Here is a 16,392-nt window from a genome sequence, read left to right as displayed (position 1 = left end):
CAGTATTGCTCGGGACTGTATCAGTCATTACATGAACGGTACGGGGTGAAATGCTCGATGACGGATGGGTATGACTGCTACCAGAATGCGTTGGCGGAGCGGGTGAACGGGATTTTGAAAGGAGAGTTATTGTTGCAAAGCCCGCAGGATTTGACGCAAGCGCGGGAAATGGTGCGTGAAGCAGTAGATATTTACAACGAGGAGCGGCCGCATCATGCGTTGAAATACAGAACCCCCGATGCGGTACATAGGGGGTTCTGAGTAGATAAATGCTAGTTGAAAATGTGTAAACCTATTTCAGGACTAGACAAACACAACAGGCCACCACCCAGGCTGAATGGCCTGAATGCCACAAAATCAGCCCCGTCCAAAAACCAAGAGGCGAAGGATCACCCTTCGCCTCTGACGTAACAGCTGGCTACTCGCTCTGGGGCAGGAACTGCAGCTCCGGCGCCGAGGAGGTCAGCACATCGGCGCAATAATCCCAGGTCGAGATGCGATAGTGCTGCAGATCTTCATCCAGATGCAGGCCGTCCGACTCCTGATGGAACCAGCTGGCAAAACGGGATGGAGTGATGAGCTGGATCTGCTCTTCGATGGCGTGGCTATCCTTCCCCTCGGCCAGATCGCAATCCTCGATGACCCGCAGGGCATAAATATGGCGAAAATAGACCCGGCAGAGGATTTGCGGGGGTAGATCGATGCTGCGCGCCCGCCCCAGCATGATGGTCAGGGAGTCGCTCCAGAGATCCTGATGCAACTCGGCCACAACCAGACCGGGCGGTAGCTGGCGGGACGGAGCCCAAGGGACGGCAACCTGCCGAATGGCATTTTTCTGTTCCATATTAACCTCACGACAACTCGCTCCCTGTCTTGAGTCTATCTGAACCACATAGTCCCGGCGAAGGCAATCGATGGACAATAAAAACGGCAATAAAAAAGCCGACGTATCAAACGTCGGCGAATAAAAAGTGCTTACAACAGAGGATTCACATATTCAGACCCTCGGGTCGAAAGATTGGTTCCCTCTTTTTGTAATTAATTTTCGGCGCGTTTAAACATCAGGGTATTGGCGTCCGACTCTTCCGGCACGAAGTAGTAGCCCTCGGCGTTGAAGCCGGTCAGCTGCTCCACCTCGGTCAGACGGTGCTTGATGATGTGGCGGGCCATCATGCCGCGAGCCTTCTTGGCGTAGAAGCTGATGATCTTGAACTGACCGTTCTTCTCATCCTTGAACACCGGCGTGACGATCCGCCCTTTCAGGCTCTTGGGTCGTACCGACTTGAAATACTCGTCGGAGGCCAGATTGATCAGCACCTCATCCCCCTGGGCTGCCAGCGCGTCGTTGAGGTGATGAGTGATCACCTCCCCCCAGAACTGGTAGAGATCCTTGCCGCGACTATTGTCGAGTTTGGTCCCCATCTCCAGTCGATAGGGCATCATCAGGTCGAGGGGGCGAAGCACGCCGTAGAGGCCGGAGAGCATCCGCAGGTGTGCCTGAGCGAAGTCAAAATCGGCCTCGCTGAAATCCTCCACCGCCAAACCGGTGTAGACATCCCCCTTGAAAGCCAGCAGCGCCTGACGGGCATTGGCGGGGGTGAAATCTGGCTGCCACTCGGCAAAACGGGCGGCATTGAGACCGGCCAGCTTGTCGCTGATCTTCATCAGAGTGGCGATCTGGTCAGGGCTCAGTTGGCGGGCCCGGCGAATCAGTTCGGCGGAGTGATCCAGCAGCTCGGGTTGGGTGAAACGGGGGGTCACCAGCGGTGACTCGTAATCCAGCGTCTTGGCCGGGGAAACCACAATCAGCATAACGTTCCTTTCTGGCGAGGGGCCGAACAGCGGATCGGCCCCATGTTTCATTCATCCAGCGTCACATTTTCCAGTGTGCCGGACCCCAGCTGCTCGCGACCGGAGAGCTTGATCAGCAGCCGCAGGTCGTTGGCCGAGTCGGCATGGGCGAGGGCCTCACTGTAGCCAATCTGGCCGGCGCAGAACAGGCTGAAAAGCGCCTGATCGAAGGTCTGCATGCCCAGTTCGGCAGATTTGGTCATCACCTCCTTGAGACGGTGCATCTCTCCCTTGCGGATGATGTCGGTGATGAGCGGGGTATTGAGCAGGATCTCGAATGCCGCACTGCGCCGCAAACCATCGACACTCGGCACCAGTTGCTGGGCGACAATGGCTCTGAGGTTGAAGGAGAGATCGAACAGAAACTGGCGATGTTTCTCCTGCGGCACCAGATGGAGGATGCGATCCAGCGCCTGGTTGGCGTTGTTGGCATGCAAAGTGGCGAGACAGAGATGGCCAGTCTCGGCGAACTGAAGGGCAAACTCCATGGTCTCCTGACTTCGGATCTCGCCGATCAGGATCACGTCCGGTGCCTGACGCAGCGAGCTTTTCAGTGCTACATCGAACGACTCGGTGTCGATCCCCACCTCCCGCTGGGTCACCAGGCTACGGCCATGCTGATGGACGAACTCCACCGGGTCTTCCACCGTCAGGATATGACCATCGGCATGCTGGTTGCGATAGCCGATCATCGCCGCCTGAGTGGTCGATTTACCCGCCCCGGTGGCACCGACAAACAGCACCAGCCCGCGCTTGGCCATCGCCACCTCCTGCAGGATCCTGGGGAGCTGCAGATCTTCAAAGGTGGGAATGCGGGTCTCGATACGACGAATCACCATACCGGGCAGCTCCTGCTGCCAGAAGGCGCTGACCCGAAAGCGACCCAGCGCCTCGCGGTAAATCGCGTAGTTGGCCTCCTTGGTGCGGACATAGCGCTCGAAGTGATCGCTGCTGAGGGTATCCCTGACCAGCGTCAGCGCCCCTTTCTTGTCGAGCGCGTCTCCCCCCAGCGACACCAGATGGCCATTTACCTTGAGAATGGGCGGCGATCCCACCGTCACAAACAGATCCGATCCCTTTCGCTCGACCAGCTCGCTCAGCAGATCATCCAGATTCATCATTTATCCCTCCCTGGGTACAAGTCGCTTAAATGCTGTTGGGATCAACGGCCTTGGCCTTGGCATCGAGGGATGCCACCACGCCACGACTCACCAGCTGCTTGAGGCTCTGATCCATGGTCTGCATGCCGTGGGTCATCCCGGTCTGGATCACCGAGTAAAGCTGGGCAATCTTGTCCTCCCGAATGAGGTTACGCACCGCCGGAATGCCCATCATGATCTCGTGCGCTGCCACCCGACCGCCACCAATGCGCTTGAGCAGGGTCTGGGAGATGACCGCCCGCAGGGATTCGGAGAGCATGGAGCGTACCATGTCCTTCTCCGCGCCTGGGAAGACGTCGATGATACGGTCGATGGTCTTGGCCGCCGACGAGGTGTGCAGGGTGCCAAACACCAAGTGGCCGGTTTCGGCGGCAGTCATGGCCAGACGAATGGTCTCAAGGTCGCGCATCTCGCCCACCAGAATGATGTCCGGGTCTTCCCGCAGGGCCGAGCGCAGGGCGTTGCTGAAGCTCTTGGTATCACGGTGTACTTCCCGCTGGTTCACCAGGCAGCGCTTGTTCTCGTGGACGAATTCGATGGGGTCCTCGATGGTGAGGATGTGGTGATGGAAGTTCTCGTTGATGTAGTTGACCATGGCCGCCAGGGTGGTCGACTTACCGGAACCGGTCGGGCCGGTCACCAACACCAGACCCCGCGGGAACTCGGCAATCTTGCGGAAGATCTCCGGCGCATCGAGATCTTCGAGGCTCAGCACAGTGCTGGGGATGGTACGAAATACCGCGCCCGAACCGCGCGCCTGCTGGAAGGCGTTGACCCGGAAACGGGCCAGATTGGGCACCTCGAACGAGAAATCGACCTCGAAGTTCTCCTCCAGCTCCTTGCGCTGATGGTCGTTCATGATGTCGTAAATGAGGGCATGCACTTCCCGGTGTTCCAGGGCGGGCAAATTGATCTTGCGAACCTCACCATCAACCCTGATCATCGGGGGAACCCCGGCCGAGAGGTGTAGATCCGAGGCTTTATGCTTTACACTGAAAGCCAATAACTCTGTGATATCCATAGACTTGTCATTCTCCCATCACAAGATCACTAACGAAATATGAACCAGATTGCCCAGCACCTGTTTCAGGTAAAGGAACGTATTGCCCAGGCCGCCGAACGGGCTAGCCGCAACCTGCAGCAGATCCGCCTGCTGGCCGTGAGCAAGACCAAGCCGGTCGAGGCCATCATGGCCGCCCATGCCGCAGGTCAGCGCTGCTTTGGCGAATCCTACGCTCAGGAAGCAGCGGCCAAGATCGATACCTTGCGCCAGCAGCCGGAATATAGCGACATAGAGTGGCACTTTATCGGCCCTTTGCAATCGAACAAATCCAAACTGGTCGCCGAACGGTTTGACTGGGTGCAGAGCGTGGATCGGGACAAGCTGATCGACCGCCTCAACAACCAGCGCCCAACTACAATGGCACCGCTAAATGTTTGTCTGCAAATCAATATTAGCGGAGAGAGCAGCAAATCCGGAACGTCGGAACAAGAGATTTTCCGCCTTGCCGAGCTGGTCTCCCACAGTGAGCGACTGGTGCTGCGGGGACTGATGGCCATTCCCGAGCACACCAGTGACGAGCGCGTGCTGGCCGCCCAAATGACCCGTATGCAGACTCTGTTCACCGAGCTTGCGCGACAATACCCCACTGTGGATACCCTCTCGATGGGCATGACCGAGGATCTTGAACTGGCGATAGCCCACGGCAGCACCATGGTGCGGGTCGGCACCGCCATCTTCGGCGCCCGTGACTACTCATAGGCAAGGCCAGCGGATAACCCATACGTCCGCCTCTTGCCGCGACTTCATCAACAGGAGCGTTTGATGGAACACCGAATTCTGGCGTCAGGTGGTGCAGGTAGCGCCAACCCCGCCGCGACCCCATGTGCAACAGGAGCATCTGATGCAGCATAGAACGCTGGCCTTTATCGGCGCGGGCAACATGAGCCGCAGCATCATCGCCGGACTGGTCAAGGCGGGTTATCCCGCCGGGCAGATCACTGCTGCCAACCCCAGTCTGCCCAAGCTGGAGGCGCTGGCGAGCGACTACGGCATTCGCATCACCCAGAGTAATGCCGAGGCGGCCCGAGGCGCCGAAGTGATCGTGCTGGCGGTCAAGCCGCAGCTGATGGCTGGCATGCTGGCCGCTCTGGTTGCCGAGCTGGGCTCCCTTGAGGGCAAGTTGCTCATCTCCATCGCGGCTGGCATCAAGGTCGCGCGCCTTGGCGAGATGGCCGGTGGCCATGACCGCATCATCCGCACTATGCCCAATACCCCGGCCCTGCTGGGTCTGGGCATGACCGGCCTCTATGCGCCCGAGCATATTGGAGCCAGTGATCGCGAGTTTGCCGAGCAGATGATGCAGGCAGTCGGCAAGACCCTCTGGGTGGAGCAGGAGTCCGGCATCAACGGCGTCATCGCCGCGGCGGGCAGTGCCCCGGCCTACTTCTTCCTCTTTATGCAAGCCATCGCCGAAGAGGCAGAGGCGATGGGCTTCTCACCCGAGCAGGCACGCCTGCTGGTGCAGCAGACCGCGCTGGGCGCAGCCGCCATGGTGGAGCAAAACCCGGAGCTGGCGCTGCAGACCCTGCGTGAGCAGGTGACCAGCAAGGGCGGCACCACAGCCGAAGCCATCAAGACATTCCAGCAGCAGGGGCTGATGCCGCTGACTGCGCAAGCCATGCAGGCGGCCGTTGCTCGCGCCACCGAAATGGAAACCCTCTTCTAACAGGAGCCCAGATGAACACTGCTTACTTTCTGATTAACACCGTTTTCGATCTCTACCTGATGGTGATCCTGCTGCGCGTCTGGCTGCAGTGGGCCCGTGCCGACTTCTACAACCCGATGAGCCAGATGGTGGTCAAGCTGACCAATCCGTTGGTGATCCCGCTGCGCCGGGTGATCCCTGGCTTTGGCGGCATCGATCTCGCCTCCGTGGTGCTGGCGCTGGCTGTCGCCTTCGCCAAGCTGGCCCTGCTCAAGAGCATGAACGTGCTGCTGGCGGACTGGCTCAGCATCAGCCTTTTCGCGGCACTGACTGTGCTGAAAAAAGCGGGCTCGATGATCTTCTGGGTACTGCTGATCCGCGCCATCCTGAGCTGGGTCAGCCAGGGTCGCAACCCCATCGAATACGTGATGCATCAGCTGACCGAGCCCTTCCTCGCCCCTATCCGCCGCGTACTGCCGGCACTGGGCGGACTGGATCTCTCGGTGCTGGTCGCCTTTATCGGCCTGCAAGCCATCAACTACCTGCTGGGTGACCTGTTCGGCCAGCTGTGGTGGATGATTTGATGCCAGCCGTCCTGCAACAAGGGGATGAACTGGTACTGCATCTGGTGATCCAGCCCAAGGCGAGTCGGGATCAGATCATCGGATTGCATGGCGAAGAGCTGAAAGTGGCCATCACGGCGCCGCCCGTCGATGGCCAGGCCAACAGCCATCTGATCAAGTTTCTGGCCAAGCAGTTCAAGGTGGCCAAGGGACAGATCACCATAGTGCGGGGCGAGCTGGGGCGACACAAAACCGTCGCCATCGACAGCCCCAAACAGTTGCCGCAAGAAGTGAGTGCGCTGCTGAATGACACGCAAGGCTGAATGAATCGGCCTGCGCCAACCGTAGATATGAGAGGGATGACAGATGAAAACAGCCTGGATGAGTGGCCTGCTGGCACTGCTGATGACCCTGCCGCTCAAGGCAGAACAGATGAAGGAGCTGGGGCCCTGGCTGGTGCACTACAACGCCTTCAACTCCAGCTTCCTCACACCGGAGGTCGCCAAGGCGTATGGACTGGAGCGCAGCCGCTACAACGCCATCATCAATATCGCGGTACAGGACAAGCAGAAAGTGGCGCAAGCCGTGGGGATCACCGGTGAGGCCAAGAACCTGACCGGTACCATCCGCACCCTGAACTTTCAGGAGGTAAAAGAGGGGGATGCCATCTACTATCTGGCGACCCTCCCCTACCGCAACGAAGACACCTATCAGTTCACCCTGAAGATCATGGGCGGTGGGCAGCAACAGAACCTCAGCTTCCAGCAGACCTTCTACGTCGACTGAGCACCAACAAAAAGCCCCGATCAAGGTCGGGGCTTCATTTTATCCATATGACAAGGGCGCCATGAGGGCGCCCTTGTTACATCTATTCCGTACCTCGACTGTTACAGGGCGAGGAACAGACCGGCCAGACAGGCGCTCATCAGGTTCGCCAGCACGCCGGAGAGAATGGCGCGCATGCCGTAACGGGCGATGAAGGATTTGCGCTCCGGCACCATGGAGCCCAGACCGCCGATCAGGATCGCCATGGAGGAGATGTTGGCAAAGCCACACAGGGCGAAGGTCACGATGGCCTTGCTCGACTCGCTCAGGGTCTGATCCTGCACCAGACCGATAAAGGCGACGAACTCGTTGACCACGATCTTGGTACCGATCAGGGCGCCAGCAGCTTGCGCCTGATCCCAGGGCACACCGATCAGCCAGGAGATGGGGGCAAACAGCCAGCCCAGAATGATCTGGAAGCTCAGATCCAGCCCCACCAGACCACCAGCCCAGCCGAGCAGGCCATTGAGCATGGCGATCACCCCAACGAAAGCCAACAGGGTGGCACCGACCGCCACCGCGATATTGAGGCCGGACATGGCGCCATCGGCCGCCGCTTCGATCACGTTGGTAGCGCGGGGGATCTCCACATCCTGATGGTGATCGACCTCTTCAGCTCCCGGCGGCACCAGGATTTTGGCCATCGCCAGACCGGCAGGGGCCGACATGAAGGCCGCAGCGATCAGGTATTTCAGCTCAACCCCGAGGCTGGCATAGCCCACCAGGGTGCCACCGGCGACAGAGGCGAGACCACAGCTCATCACAGCGAAGAACTGGGAATCGGACATCTTGGAAAGGTAGGGTTTGACCACCAGCGGCGCTTCCACCATGCCGACGAAGATGTTGGCGGTCGCGGAGAGGCTCTCGGCACGGCCGGTGCCCAGCAATTTCTGCAAGCCACCACCCAGCAGGGCGATCACCCGCGGCATGATGCCGATGTGGTAGAGGATGGCGATCACTGCGGAGAAGAAGATGATAACCGGCAACACGTTGAAGGCAAAGATGAAGCCCAGCTTGAACTTGGCCAGATCGCCGAACAGGAAGGCGATCCCCTCCTGACCATAACCGATCACGCTGCTTACGCTCTCGCTGACCCCGTTCAGCACGTGCTGACCGGCAGGCAGCCAGAGCACCAGACCGGCAAACATGATTTGCAAGCAGAGGGCAAGGCCAACTGTTCGCAACGGGATACGACGACGATTATCAGAGCAGATGACGGCAAGCGCCAGGATACTCAGGATGCCGAGCAGGGCAATCATAGGGACTCCATCAGGTGGGGCAAAAGATGGGCGCGGATTCTGCGCCTCTCACCCCGTCACTGCAAGTCCGCTTGGTTACAAGCCTGTTAGAAAAAACGTTTGCACGATATCGGTTGCGCTAACTGGCTGATTTGGTTCGATTTTAGTATCAGGAGAAATCGAGAGTTCTTATATGGAAACAATCATTCCTCACCGCCGGACAATTTACCCCCGAGCCAGGGGGCCAGTCGCTGCTCCCAATAGGGTTCGGGGCCAAAGCGGGCCTTGAGGAAATCGATGAAGAGACGGATCTTGGGATCCAGATGTTCGCGCCGGGCATAAACGGCGTGTACCGCCATCTGCTGGTTCGGTCGCCACTCCGGCAGCACCGGGATCAGCTTGCCGCTCTGTAACTCCTTGTCCAGCAAGTAGTTGGCGATATAGGCGATACCGAGCCCGGCCAGTGCCGCATCCCGGACCGCCTCCGCCATATCCACCCGATAGTTGCCCGCCACCTGCACCGTCTGACGCTCCTTGCCCTGGCGAAACGACCACTGGTGATAGCGCCGCTCCCGACTCTGGTAAGTGATGCAGTTGTGCTGGGCCAGATCCTTGGGATGAAGCGGCGTGCCGTGGCTCAGCAGGTAATCCGGCGAAGCCGCAACCACGAAGCCGATGTCGGCCAGCCGCTGTCCCACCAGCCCTTCCGGCTTGTCCTCATAGGTGGTGAGCCAGAGATCCAGCCCCTCATCCACCAGATTGGTTCTGTGGTCAAACAGCGAGACCTCCAGCTCCAGCTCGGGATAGCGATCCTGAAACGCCTTGAGATGAGGAATGACGTGCAGACGGCCGAAGGATTGGCCCACCCCGAGATGGAGCACGCCGCTCACCTTGCCACGCCGCTCGGCGATCATGGAGTCCGCCTCCTGCGCCACCGCCACCAGCGCATGACAATGACGGGCATACTCCTGACCCAGCTCGGTCAGGACGAAGCGGCGGGTGGTGCGCTGGACCAGCTGGGCGCCAAGGGTGGTCTCCAGCAGCGCCAGCTGCTTGCTGATATGGGATTTGGAGACCCCGAGACGACGGGCGGCGGCAGAGATCCCCTGCTCGCGCACCAGCGCATCGAAGATCACCATTTGAGGAAGACGTTGCAGCACAAGATAACCGGATTGAGTGGCGGGAGCCCATTATTCCAGAGCCGCCCGCCAAGGGGTAGGGTCAGAGCCCCAGCGCCCGGGTGATCTGCAGTTTGAGGGGGTCGTCAGCCGGATTCTGGTTGGCGCCGTAGCTGGCGATCAGCTTGCCATCGCGCCCCACCAGATACTTGTGGAAGTTCCAGTTCGGCTCATCCCCATCAGCGGCCGCCGCCAGCCCCTTGAACAGTGGCACAGCATCGGAGCCTCGCACCGCTACCCGATTGAACATGGGGAAGGTGACGCCATAGTCGCGGCGGCATACCTCGGCGGTCTTGGTCTCGTTGCCCGCCTCCTGCCAGAAATCGTTGGAGGGGAAACCGAGAATAATCAATCCCTTATCCTTGTAGCTCTGGTAGAGCTTCTCCAGATCGCGGAACTGGCCGCTGTAGCCGCAGTAGGAGGCGGTATTGACCACCAGCACCACCTTGCCCTCGGTCAGCTGACAGAGGTTGTGGCGCTGGGCATTGTTGAGCTCCCGCATCTCCACATTGAAATAATCGGGGCACGCCGCAGAGGCCGCGCCAGCCCCCAATAACAGCAACAGAGTGAACCATTTCATCGCCAAGACTCCTTTTGTTTTGTCCATCATACGCGGTTACCAGAGCCGCAGTTCACTCTCAATGCAGGGGAATGCCGGTCAGCCAGCCGTGGCCCCAGAACACCAGCAGCGCAGTGGCCGCCAGGCCCGCCCCGACACTGATGCTGGTGCCCGTCCAGTTGGCCGCCGGACGGGGATATCGCTGCCAGTCCCGCACCGAAATCCAGACAATGCTCACCAGCGCCCACAGCCCGATGCCGCCAAACAACACCAGAGAGCGCGCCTCGCTGTTGACCAGCAGATGAGCCACCGCCCAGAGCAGCGTACCGAGCAGTTGGGGATGCACCAGCCAACGGCGCAGATGGTTGGGCCCCTGGCCGGAGAAGAAGAGGATCAGCGCAAAGGGCATCATCACCGTCATGGTCATCGGCCCCCACTCCGGCAGGAAATAGAGCGGCAGCGAGCTGGCCGAGCGCCAACCGGCGATGATGCAGGCGATGGCGACAAACACCAGCAGGGAGAAGAGCCCCTTGTAGCGATTCTCACCCAGCCGCTCGCGCAGTCGCGCCCGATGGGCCACCGCAAAACAGGGGTAGAGATGGATCAGGGTAAACAGCGCAACCCCCAGGGTCAGCAGGAACATGAGTCTCTCCTTGTACTTGGTACGACCACTATGCCGTAAAGGGAGATTTGCGCCTATCAAAACCGCGCTGACCCATGGAGTCAAAAGTGTGGCAAGACAAAGGAACGGAAAGAAAAGAGCCGATCACGATGGATCGGCAAATAAGTGCCAGGGCAGTCAGACATCTCGCGAGATGGGAGATGCCCCAAACGGGGATATTGAGTGGCCGATGGTACCCATCGGCCGAACCGGATCAACCCTTGAGTTGATAGAGCGCCGCTACGTTGCGCGCAGTGAGTTGAATGTTGGTGCTGGCGCTCTCCAGCGCCTCCGGCAGGGACATGGCGCGGTTGACCACGGCGAAAACTGCATCCAGCCCGTGATCGTGTACCACACCGCAATCGTCGGTCAGGCAACCGGAGATGCCGATCACCGGCTTGCCGAACTGCTTGGCGCAACGTGCGACACCGATTGGCGTCTTGCCGTGGATGGTCTGGCTGTCGATGCGCCCTTCGCCGGTGATAACCAGATCCGCATCGGCCACTTCCTCGGCCAGTTTCAGCGCTTCGATGACGATCTGGATGCCGGGCTTGAGCTCGGCACCAAGCAGACCGACCAGCGCGGCCCCCATGCCACCGGCGGCACCCGCCCCCGGAATATCCTTCACCTGTTTGCCAAGGGCCTGCTCAATGCAGTCGGCATAACGGGAAAGGTTGGCATCGAGTTGCGCCACCATCTCCGGGGTCGCCCCCTTTTGCGGGCCAAACACGGCGGAGGCGCCTTTCGGGCCGCAGAGCGGGTTGTTCACATCGCACGCCACCTCGATAACCAGCTCGCCCAGACGCGGATCCAGACCGCTCAGGTCGATGGTCGCAAGCTCGGCGAGACCGGCGCCACCCAGCTCGATGGCAGAGCCATCGGCTTTGAGCAACTTGCCGCCGAGCGCCTGGATCATGCCGGCACCGCCGTCATTGGTGGCGCTGCCGCCGATACCGAGGATGAGGTGCTTCACCCCCATCTCCAGCGCCGCCAGGATCAGCTCACCGGTACCGAAGCTGGAGGTGAGCAGCGGATTGCGCTGCTCGGGCGCAACCAGATGGATGCCGGAGGCGGCGGCCATCTCGATGACGGCGCGCTCGCCATCGCCCAGCAGGCCGACGAAGCCCTGCACCTTGTTGCCAAGAGGCGCGGTCACTTCGACCGGCAGGATGCGGCCACCGGTGGCATCGACCAGCGATTGCACCGTGCCCTCACCGCCATCGGCCATCGGCAATTTGACGTAGGTGGCGTTCGGCAGCACCTGCTTGAAACCGGCCTCGATGGCATCAGCCACCGCCATGGCGCTCAGACTCTCCTTGAATGAATCGGGGGCAATAACAATTTTCATATCAATTCCTTAGGCGAGGCCAAACACGCCAAACATCAGGGTGGAGACAGTGGCAATGGTCAGACCGACTGCAGTTTCGTAAGGGATAAGTTTCAGGCGCTCACCCACCCCCATGTGGACGCTGCCACCGGTGGCATGGAAGAAGGAGCCGTGGGGCATGTGGTCAAACACGGTGGCACCGGCATGGATCATCGCCGCCCCGGCCAGACTGCTGATCCCCAGTTCAATCAGGGTGGAGCTGAATACGTTGGAGGCCACCACGGTACCTGCGGTAGTCGAGGCGGTTGCCAGCGACATCAGGGCACCGGAGATCGGCGCCAGCAGGTAAGAAGGCAGGCCGGAGGCGGTCAGACCGCTGATCAGCACATCTTTCAGGCCGGAGTTGGCAATGATGCCCGCCAGGGTACCGGTACCCAGCAGCATGATGGCGACCGGCGCCATGCGAGCGAGGCCGGAGACCGCAAACTGGTTCACCTTGCGGAATTTACCCATCATCAGGGCGCCGACCAGACCACCGAGGGGCAGCGCAATCAGCGGATCCACCACGATACCAGCGGCCGGCCGCAGGGCCAGCAGCAGGATGGCGACCAGAGGCGCGCTGATGGCGGCGGCAAAGCCCGGCAACTTGGCACCAGCAAAGCTCACCACCTCGTCGGCGGCAACCTTGCTGCCCTTGTTGTTCAGCCGCTTGGCCAGCCAGTAGGCCATCACCAGACCGAACAGACCCGGAATGATGCCCGCCGCCATCACAGAGGTGAGGGGCAGATGGAAGGCATCAGCCGCGGCAATAGCGTTAGGGTTGGGGGACATGACGTTACCCGCCTTGCCGCCACCGATCATCGCCAGCAGGATGGCCGCCTTGGAGAGGTCGGCACGGCGGGCGATAGCCAGCGCAATGGGGGCGACCGTGATGACGGCCACATCCACGAATACGCCGACCGCAGTCAGGATCAGGGTTGCCAGCGCCAGCGCCAGCAGGGCGCGGGTTTCACCCAGCTTCTTGACGATGGTCTCGGCGATAGTGGTGGCAGCACCCGATTCGATCAGCACGCCCGCCAGTACACCGGCCGCCAGGATCCGCATCACAGCTGTGGTGATCCCCTGGGCGCCGCCGATCATCAGGGCGACGGTCTGGGTCAGATCGGCACCGCCAATCAGGCCACCGGCCAGTGCACCCACGATCATGCCGTAAGCGGGCGGCACCTTCTTCAAAATGAGGATGATGGCGATGGAGAGCGCCGCGATGGCGCCAAGGGCTGTAACCGGGATCATGACGGACACCTTCAATGGGAGTGAATGGCCGCCATTATGGAGATCTGCAATCAGAATTCTTTGGCTTAAAAACCAAAAATTGCGTCATTTAAAAGTGGTTTTTTGTCCAAATTCACAATCACAAGTCGAGATTAAGACCGAGATAGAGCAAAAATTTGTCGTCTAACTTGTTGAAATTCAAACCGGTTATCTGCTCTATCCGCCCCAGCCGATAACGCAGGGTATTGGGGTGAATGAACAGAGCTTCGGCACAGCGATGCAGATCACAATCCTGCAAGAAATAGTGGCGCAGGGTCTTCTGCAGCGCCCCCTTGCTATCTTCCCGGGCCAGTTTTTGCAGCGGTGTGCGCAGCTGATCCGCCTGCCAGGAGTCCGCCAGACTGCCCAGCAGCACCGGCAAACGGTAGTCCTCAAAGAAGTAGACCTGCTTGCGCGGCGCCTGCCGCAGGCCACGGCGCAGGGTATCTCGCGCCGTCTGGTAAGAGCGCGCCAGCCCGTCGATCCCGGCGAAGTAATCGCCCACCGCGATATGCACCTTGAAGTGGGGAATGCGCGCTAGCAACTGCTTGATCCGGCTGCGCTCCTGCGCCGATTGCCAGACGCCATCACTCAATTGTGCCGGTTTGAGCACCACTATCTCGTCGAGCCCGTTGATGGCGACCAGATTGTCCCGCTCCGGATTCTCCAGCTGATGGACCAGCTCCCGCAGACGAGCCGGATCCGCCTCCTCCAGCGCCAGCACGGCCACCACCCGAGGCTGGGCCAACTCCAGCCCGAGAAAACGGGCCGCCTGCTGCAGCTGATCGTCCCGCCCTTCACCACGGATGAGCTGCAGCACCAGCTCCTCCTTGTGGCGCTTGTCCCACTGCAACTGCTCGGTGAGCGCCGCCTGCTCCAGAATGAGCTCGGCGGTCATTCGCACCAGCTCGGCGTAAGCACGCACTTCCTCCGGATCGCCGGAGATGCCGATCACCCCGATCAGCTCCCCCTGATAGGAGATGGGCAAATTGATGCCGGGTCGCACCCCTTTGAGCTGCAAGGCAGTCGCTTCGCTGATCTCCACCACCCGGTTTTCGGTCAATGCCAGCACGGCCCCTTCGTGGCGCTGATGGATCCGTTCCGGATTGCCGGACGCAATGATGAGGCCATGTTCGTCCATCACGTTGACCGAAAAGGAGAGGATCTTCATCGCCCGCGCGACGATCTGGCGGGCAAGATTATCGTTTAGCTGCATAACATCTCCGGACAAGGGGCTGATCTGGCGGCGCCACCACGGGGCGATTGAGAGCACATGGGCGCAAAGATGCCACATCATCAAGACAAGCGAGAGGGGGATCGCTAGAATAGGCCACTTTACCCGATGTGTGCCCCGCCATGGAGCAGGAATTGCGTGCTTGCACCCGCCTGCCCGTGATGGCCCATCCCTCCGATCTGGACTGTGCTATGGATTATGAATTTCGCCGCGACCCGTTTGGTGGCTATCGCGCCCGGTTCTCCATGGGCCATGAAGCCATCGGTCAGTGGCTGATCGACGAGGTTGGCAAGGATGAGGAGAAGCTCGACGAGCTCTTCTCCATCATTGATCAGCTCTCCAACCGCACCCGAGTCGAATACCGGCTCAACGGCGGTGACTACTCCCTGCTGCTGACCCATGAAGAGGCGGAGGTGAAAGCCAACGCCCTCAATATCGAGCTGGGTGAGGATCTTGACGATCTCGCCTACTACGATGATGAACAGCTGGCCATGTGCGGGCTGGAAGATTTTGCCCAGGTGCTCACCTCCTGGCGCGCCTTTATCCGTAACGAGGATATGGGCTGATTGACCCAATGTCGGGCAAACGTGCCCTTTTGCCTAACTCAACAGGATTGACTATGTCTATTTACGATTTTGATGACGAACTGCCGGAAGACGAAGAACAGGAATCCACCAAGAAAGCGGCTGCACCTGCCAAGAAGAAAGGCAAGCAGGTGATGAACACTCAGGTCAACCTGAGCCCGCGCGATGCCAGCCGTCTGAACGGCATGCACGTTGAAGCGATCGCCACGCTGGACGACGTCAGCCTGCCGAAGAACGTCATCTTCAAGGCAGGCCTGATCGCCCTGGGCGAACTGGAAGCCAGCAAGCGCGCCGATATCATCGCCCGCGTGATTGCCGAATCAGGCCGCTAAGCGTCCCTGAAGGCAAATAGAAAGCCGGAGCCACTGCTCCGGCTTTTTAATTGGTGCCAATCTGCTCTGACTCAGGGTTGCTCACAGCGCAGCAGACGTGGCTGTCCCCAGGGAACCAGTTGGTCGTAATGGCCACTGGCACGTGCCGCAGCCAAGGCTTCGTTGAAGCGTTCTATCAGTTCGCGTCCATTTTGCATCTTGCGCGACACCAGCAAATAGAAGGTATCCCGCTGGCGAAAATAGGGGAGCGGTTGCAGATAGTTCGGGTCGCCGAACACCTGCATGCTGGCGTCCGCCGTCACCGCATCATTCATCGGCATCAGATCAACCCGTTTCCGCTCAAGCAGTTGCAGACATTGCACCAAACTCTTGGGGCGAGTGAGCCGCAATGAAAAACGGGCAATCACCTCATCTGCGTGACTGGTGCTCCAGCTGGCGGGAATACAGACTCTCAACCCCTGCCACTTGCCATCGAGTACCGCATCACTGCCACGATAGGTGAACCAGGAGAGGTGATCGATATGAATGGGGGCGCTGTAATAGAACAGCTTGGCTCGCTCACGCGTCCAGGCATAAGGGAAGGTGGCGGATGCCAGGCCGTTGCGAACCAGCTCGTAGCCCCGGTTCCATGGCAGGTAATCCACCTTCAGCTCGTCATAGCCAGCCTCGCGCAGCAGGGTCGTCACCAGCCGGGTGCTCTGCCCACCATCAGGCAGCCCGGCCCCGGAATAGGGCGAAAAATCTCCGGTTACCAGCGACAGGGGGGCGCATGACAACCATCCACACCAACAACAGAACAACCAGCCATAGTGCTTCATCGCCATCCCTCTCTTTACTCTCCAGTTCAGTATAGGAGGCTGA

Annotated in this window: 20 protein-coding genes; 8 read left to right on the top strand and 12 right to left on the bottom strand. The window is 59.9% G+C overall.

Annotated elements, in window-relative coordinates:
* Positions 1-261: integrase core domain-containing protein (locus G5380_RS18740; protein WP_421353004.1), on the top strand; the 261-nt coding region annotated here is incomplete at its 5' end.
* Positions 262-418: 157 nt separating this feature from the next.
* On the opposite strand, the gene G5380_RS18735 is transcribed toward G5380_RS18740, so the two are convergent.
* The 4 genes from G5380_RS18735 to tapT form a co-directional block, all read right to left on the bottom strand.
* Positions 419-844 (bottom strand): hypothetical protein, encoded by a 426-nt coding sequence (locus G5380_RS18735; RefSeq protein WP_005340360.1) that lies wholly within the window; start codon positions 842-844, stop codon positions 419-421.
* A 194-nt stretch (positions 845-1,038) separates the two neighbouring features.
* A complete protein-coding gene (yaaA, locus tag G5380_RS18730) occupies positions 1,039-1,812 on the bottom strand; it encodes a peroxide stress protein YaaA (protein ID WP_266134742.1) in 774 nt (257 codons plus the stop codon).
* Positions 1,813-1,859: 47 nt separating this feature from the next.
* A complete protein-coding gene (gene tapU, locus G5380_RS18725; protein WP_266134784.1) occupies positions 1,860-2,969 on the bottom strand; it encodes a type IVa pilus ATPase TapU in 1,110 nt (369 codons plus the stop codon).
* Positions 2,970-2,997: 28 nt separating this feature from the next.
* Positions 2,998-4,032 carry a type IVa pilus ATPase TapT gene (tapT, locus tag G5380_RS18720; protein WP_005340354.1) on the bottom strand — a complete coding sequence of 345 codons (1,035 nt, stop codon included), beginning with the start codon at positions 4,030-4,032 and terminating at the stop codon, positions 2,998-3,000.
* 39 nt (positions 4,033-4,071) lie between these two features.
* Here tapT and G5380_RS18715 point away from each other — a divergent pair, with 39 nt between their 5' ends.
* The 5 genes from G5380_RS18715 to G5380_RS18695 all read left to right on the top strand — a co-directional run bounded on the left by G5380_RS18715 (position 4,072) and on the right by G5380_RS18695 (position 7,068).
* Positions 4,072-4,773, top strand: coding sequence for a YggS family pyridoxal phosphate-dependent enzyme (locus G5380_RS18715; protein ID WP_193860697.1), 702 nt, complete (start codon positions 4,072-4,074; stop codon positions 4,771-4,773).
* A 142-nt stretch (positions 4,774-4,915) separates the two neighbouring features.
* The gene (proC, locus tag G5380_RS18710; RefSeq protein WP_421353003.1) at positions 4,916-5,740 is read left to right on the top strand and encodes a pyrroline-5-carboxylate reductase; all 825 of its coding nucleotides are present in this window, start codon (positions 4,916-4,918) and stop codon (positions 5,738-5,740) included.
* 11 nt (positions 5,741-5,751) lie between these two features.
* Positions 5,752-6,303, top strand: a complete 552-nt coding sequence (locus tag G5380_RS18705; RefSeq protein ID WP_005357946.1) for a YggT family protein — start codon at positions 5,752-5,754, stop codon at positions 6,301-6,303.
* On the top strand, positions 6,303-6,605 hold the full coding sequence (gene yggU, locus G5380_RS18700) for a DUF167 family protein YggU (RefSeq protein WP_005340341.1): 303 nt from the start codon (positions 6,303-6,305) through the stop codon (positions 6,603-6,605). The genes G5380_RS18705 and yggU overlap by 1 nt, the downstream gene beginning before the upstream one ends.
* A 43-nt stretch (positions 6,606-6,648) precedes the next feature.
* The gene (locus tag G5380_RS18695) at positions 6,649-7,068 is read left to right on the top strand and encodes a DUF4426 domain-containing protein (protein ID WP_005340339.1); all 420 of its coding nucleotides are present in this window, start codon (positions 6,649-6,651) and stop codon (positions 7,066-7,068) included.
* 101 nt (positions 7,069-7,169) lie between these two features.
* Here the strand turns inward: G5380_RS18695 and G5380_RS18690 are convergent, their stop codons facing one another.
* The 7 genes from G5380_RS18690 to G5380_RS18660 all read right to left on the bottom strand — a co-directional run bounded on the left by G5380_RS18690 (position 7,170) and on the right by G5380_RS18660 (position 14,597).
* Positions 7,170-8,366: a NupC/NupG family nucleoside CNT transporter gene (locus tag G5380_RS18690; protein WP_279460389.1), complete on the bottom strand. Its 1,197-nt coding sequence runs from the start codon at positions 8,364-8,366 to the stop codon at positions 7,170-7,172.
* Positions 8,367-8,548: 182 nt separating this feature from the next.
* Entirely contained in the window at positions 8,549-9,484 is a 936-nt protein-coding gene (locus G5380_RS18685) for a LysR family transcriptional regulator (protein ID WP_005348872.1), read from the bottom strand.
* Positions 9,485-9,566: 82 nt separating this feature from the next.
* Positions 9,567-10,103, bottom strand: coding sequence for a glutathione peroxidase (locus G5380_RS18680; RefSeq protein WP_005341435.1), 537 nt, complete (start codon positions 10,101-10,103; stop codon positions 9,567-9,569).
* Between the two features lie 58 nt (positions 10,104-10,161).
* Positions 10,162-10,725, bottom strand: coding sequence for an NnrU family protein (locus G5380_RS18675; protein ID WP_203119299.1), 564 nt, complete (start codon positions 10,723-10,725; stop codon positions 10,162-10,164).
* A 232-nt stretch (positions 10,726-10,957) separates the two neighbouring features.
* Positions 10,958-12,091, bottom strand: coding sequence for a glycerate kinase (locus G5380_RS18670; protein ID WP_127006976.1), 1,134 nt, complete (start codon positions 12,089-12,091; stop codon positions 10,958-10,960).
* Positions 12,092-12,100: 9 nt separating this feature from the next.
* The gene (locus G5380_RS18665) at positions 12,101-13,363 is read right to left on the bottom strand and encodes a GntP family permease (RefSeq protein ID WP_421353002.1); all 1,263 of its coding nucleotides are present in this window, start codon (positions 13,361-13,363) and stop codon (positions 12,101-12,103) included.
* Positions 13,364-13,481: 118 nt separating this feature from the next.
* Entirely contained in the window at positions 13,482-14,597 is a 1,116-nt protein-coding gene (locus G5380_RS18660) for a sugar diacid recognition domain-containing protein (protein WP_421353001.1), read from the bottom strand.
* A 209-nt stretch (positions 14,598-14,806) separates the two neighbouring features.
* Here G5380_RS18660 and G5380_RS18655 point away from each other — a divergent pair, with 209 nt between their 5' ends.
* Both G5380_RS18655 and G5380_RS18650 read left to right on the top strand, forming a co-directional pair.
* Positions 14,807-15,181 carry a YacL family protein gene (locus G5380_RS18655; RefSeq protein ID WP_026034971.1) on the top strand — a complete coding sequence of 125 codons (375 nt, stop codon included), beginning with the start codon at positions 14,807-14,809 and terminating at the stop codon, positions 15,179-15,181.
* A gap of 53 nt (positions 15,182-15,234) precedes the next feature.
* Positions 15,235-15,531 carry a hypothetical protein gene (locus G5380_RS18650; RefSeq protein WP_005340323.1) on the top strand — a complete coding sequence of 99 codons (297 nt, stop codon included), beginning with the start codon at positions 15,235-15,237 and terminating at the stop codon, positions 15,529-15,531.
* A 71-nt stretch (positions 15,532-15,602) separates the two neighbouring features.
* Here G5380_RS18650 and G5380_RS18645 read toward each other — a convergent pair whose 3' ends face one another.
* The gene (locus tag G5380_RS18645) at positions 15,603-16,307 is read right to left on the bottom strand and encodes a substrate-binding periplasmic protein (protein WP_254204244.1); all 705 of its coding nucleotides are present in this window, start codon (positions 16,305-16,307) and stop codon (positions 15,603-15,605) included.
* Between the last annotated feature and the right edge of the window lie 85 nt (positions 16,308-16,392).

The organism is Aeromonas sp. 604443, assembly GCF_049170315.1.
Lineage (GTDB): Bacteria > Pseudomonadota > Gammaproteobacteria > Enterobacterales > Aeromonadaceae > Aeromonas > Aeromonas veronii_A.
This window is presented reverse-complemented; position numbering and strand designations above follow the sequence as displayed.

Bases quoted from the DNA above. Each gene is read 5' to 3' on its own strand.
- G5380_RS18655 (WP_026034971.1), top strand. From the start codon at position 14,807: ATGGATTATGAATTTCGCCGCGACCCGTTTGGTGGCTATCGCGCCCGG.
- tapU (WP_266134784.1), bottom strand. From the start codon at position 2,969: ATGAATCTGGATGATCTGCTGAGCGAGCTGGTCGAGCGAAAGGGATCG.
- proC (WP_421353003.1), top strand. From the start codon at position 4,916: ATGCAGCATAGAACGCTGGCCTTTATCGGCGCGGGCAACATGAGCCGC.
- G5380_RS18680 (WP_005341435.1), bottom strand. From the start codon at position 10,103: ATGAAATGGTTCACTCTGTTGCTGTTATTGGGGGCTGGCGCGGCCTCT.
- yaaA (WP_266134742.1), bottom strand. From the start codon at position 1,812: ATGCTGATTGTGGTTTCCCCGGCCAAGACGCTGGATTACGAGTCACCG.
- tapT (WP_005340354.1), bottom strand. From the start codon at position 4,032: ATGGATATCACAGAGTTATTGGCTTTCAGTGTAAAGCATAAAGCCTCG.
- G5380_RS18705 (WP_005357946.1), top strand. From the start codon at position 5,752: ATGAACACTGCTTACTTTCTGATTAACACCGTTTTCGATCTCTACCTG.
- G5380_RS18685 (WP_005348872.1), bottom strand. From the start codon at position 9,484: ATGGTGATCTTCGATGCGCTGGTGCGCGAGCAGGGGATCTCTGCCGCC.
- G5380_RS18650 (WP_005340323.1), top strand. From the start codon at position 15,235: ATGTCTATTTACGATTTTGATGACGAACTGCCGGAAGACGAAGAACAG.
- G5380_RS18675 (WP_203119299.1), bottom strand. From the start codon at position 10,725: ATGTTCCTGCTGACCCTGGGGGTTGCGCTGTTTACCCTGATCCATCTC.
- G5380_RS18660 (WP_421353001.1), bottom strand. From the start codon at position 14,597: ATGCAGCTAAACGATAATCTTGCCCGCCAGATCGTCGCGCGGGCGATG.
- G5380_RS18715 (WP_193860697.1), top strand. From the start codon at position 4,072: ATGAACCAGATTGCCCAGCACCTGTTTCAGGTAAAGGAACGTATTGCC.
- G5380_RS18735 (WP_005340360.1), bottom strand. From the start codon at position 844: ATGGAACAGAAAAATGCCATTCGGCAGGTTGCCGTCCCTTGGGCTCCG.
- G5380_RS18695 (WP_005340339.1), top strand. From the start codon at position 6,649: ATGAAAACAGCCTGGATGAGTGGCCTGCTGGCACTGCTGATGACCCTG.
- G5380_RS18690 (WP_279460389.1), bottom strand. From the start codon at position 8,366: ATGATTGCCCTGCTCGGCATCCTGAGTATCCTGGCGCTTGCCGTCATC.
- G5380_RS18670 (WP_127006976.1), bottom strand. From the start codon at position 12,091: ATGAAAATTGTTATTGCCCCCGATTCATTCAAGGAGAGTCTGAGCGCC.
- yggU (WP_005340341.1), top strand. From the start codon at position 6,303: ATGCCAGCCGTCCTGCAACAAGGGGATGAACTGGTACTGCATCTGGTG.
- G5380_RS18665 (WP_421353002.1), bottom strand. From the start codon at position 13,363: ATGATCCCGGTTACAGCCCTTGGCGCCATCGCGGCGCTCTCCATCGCC.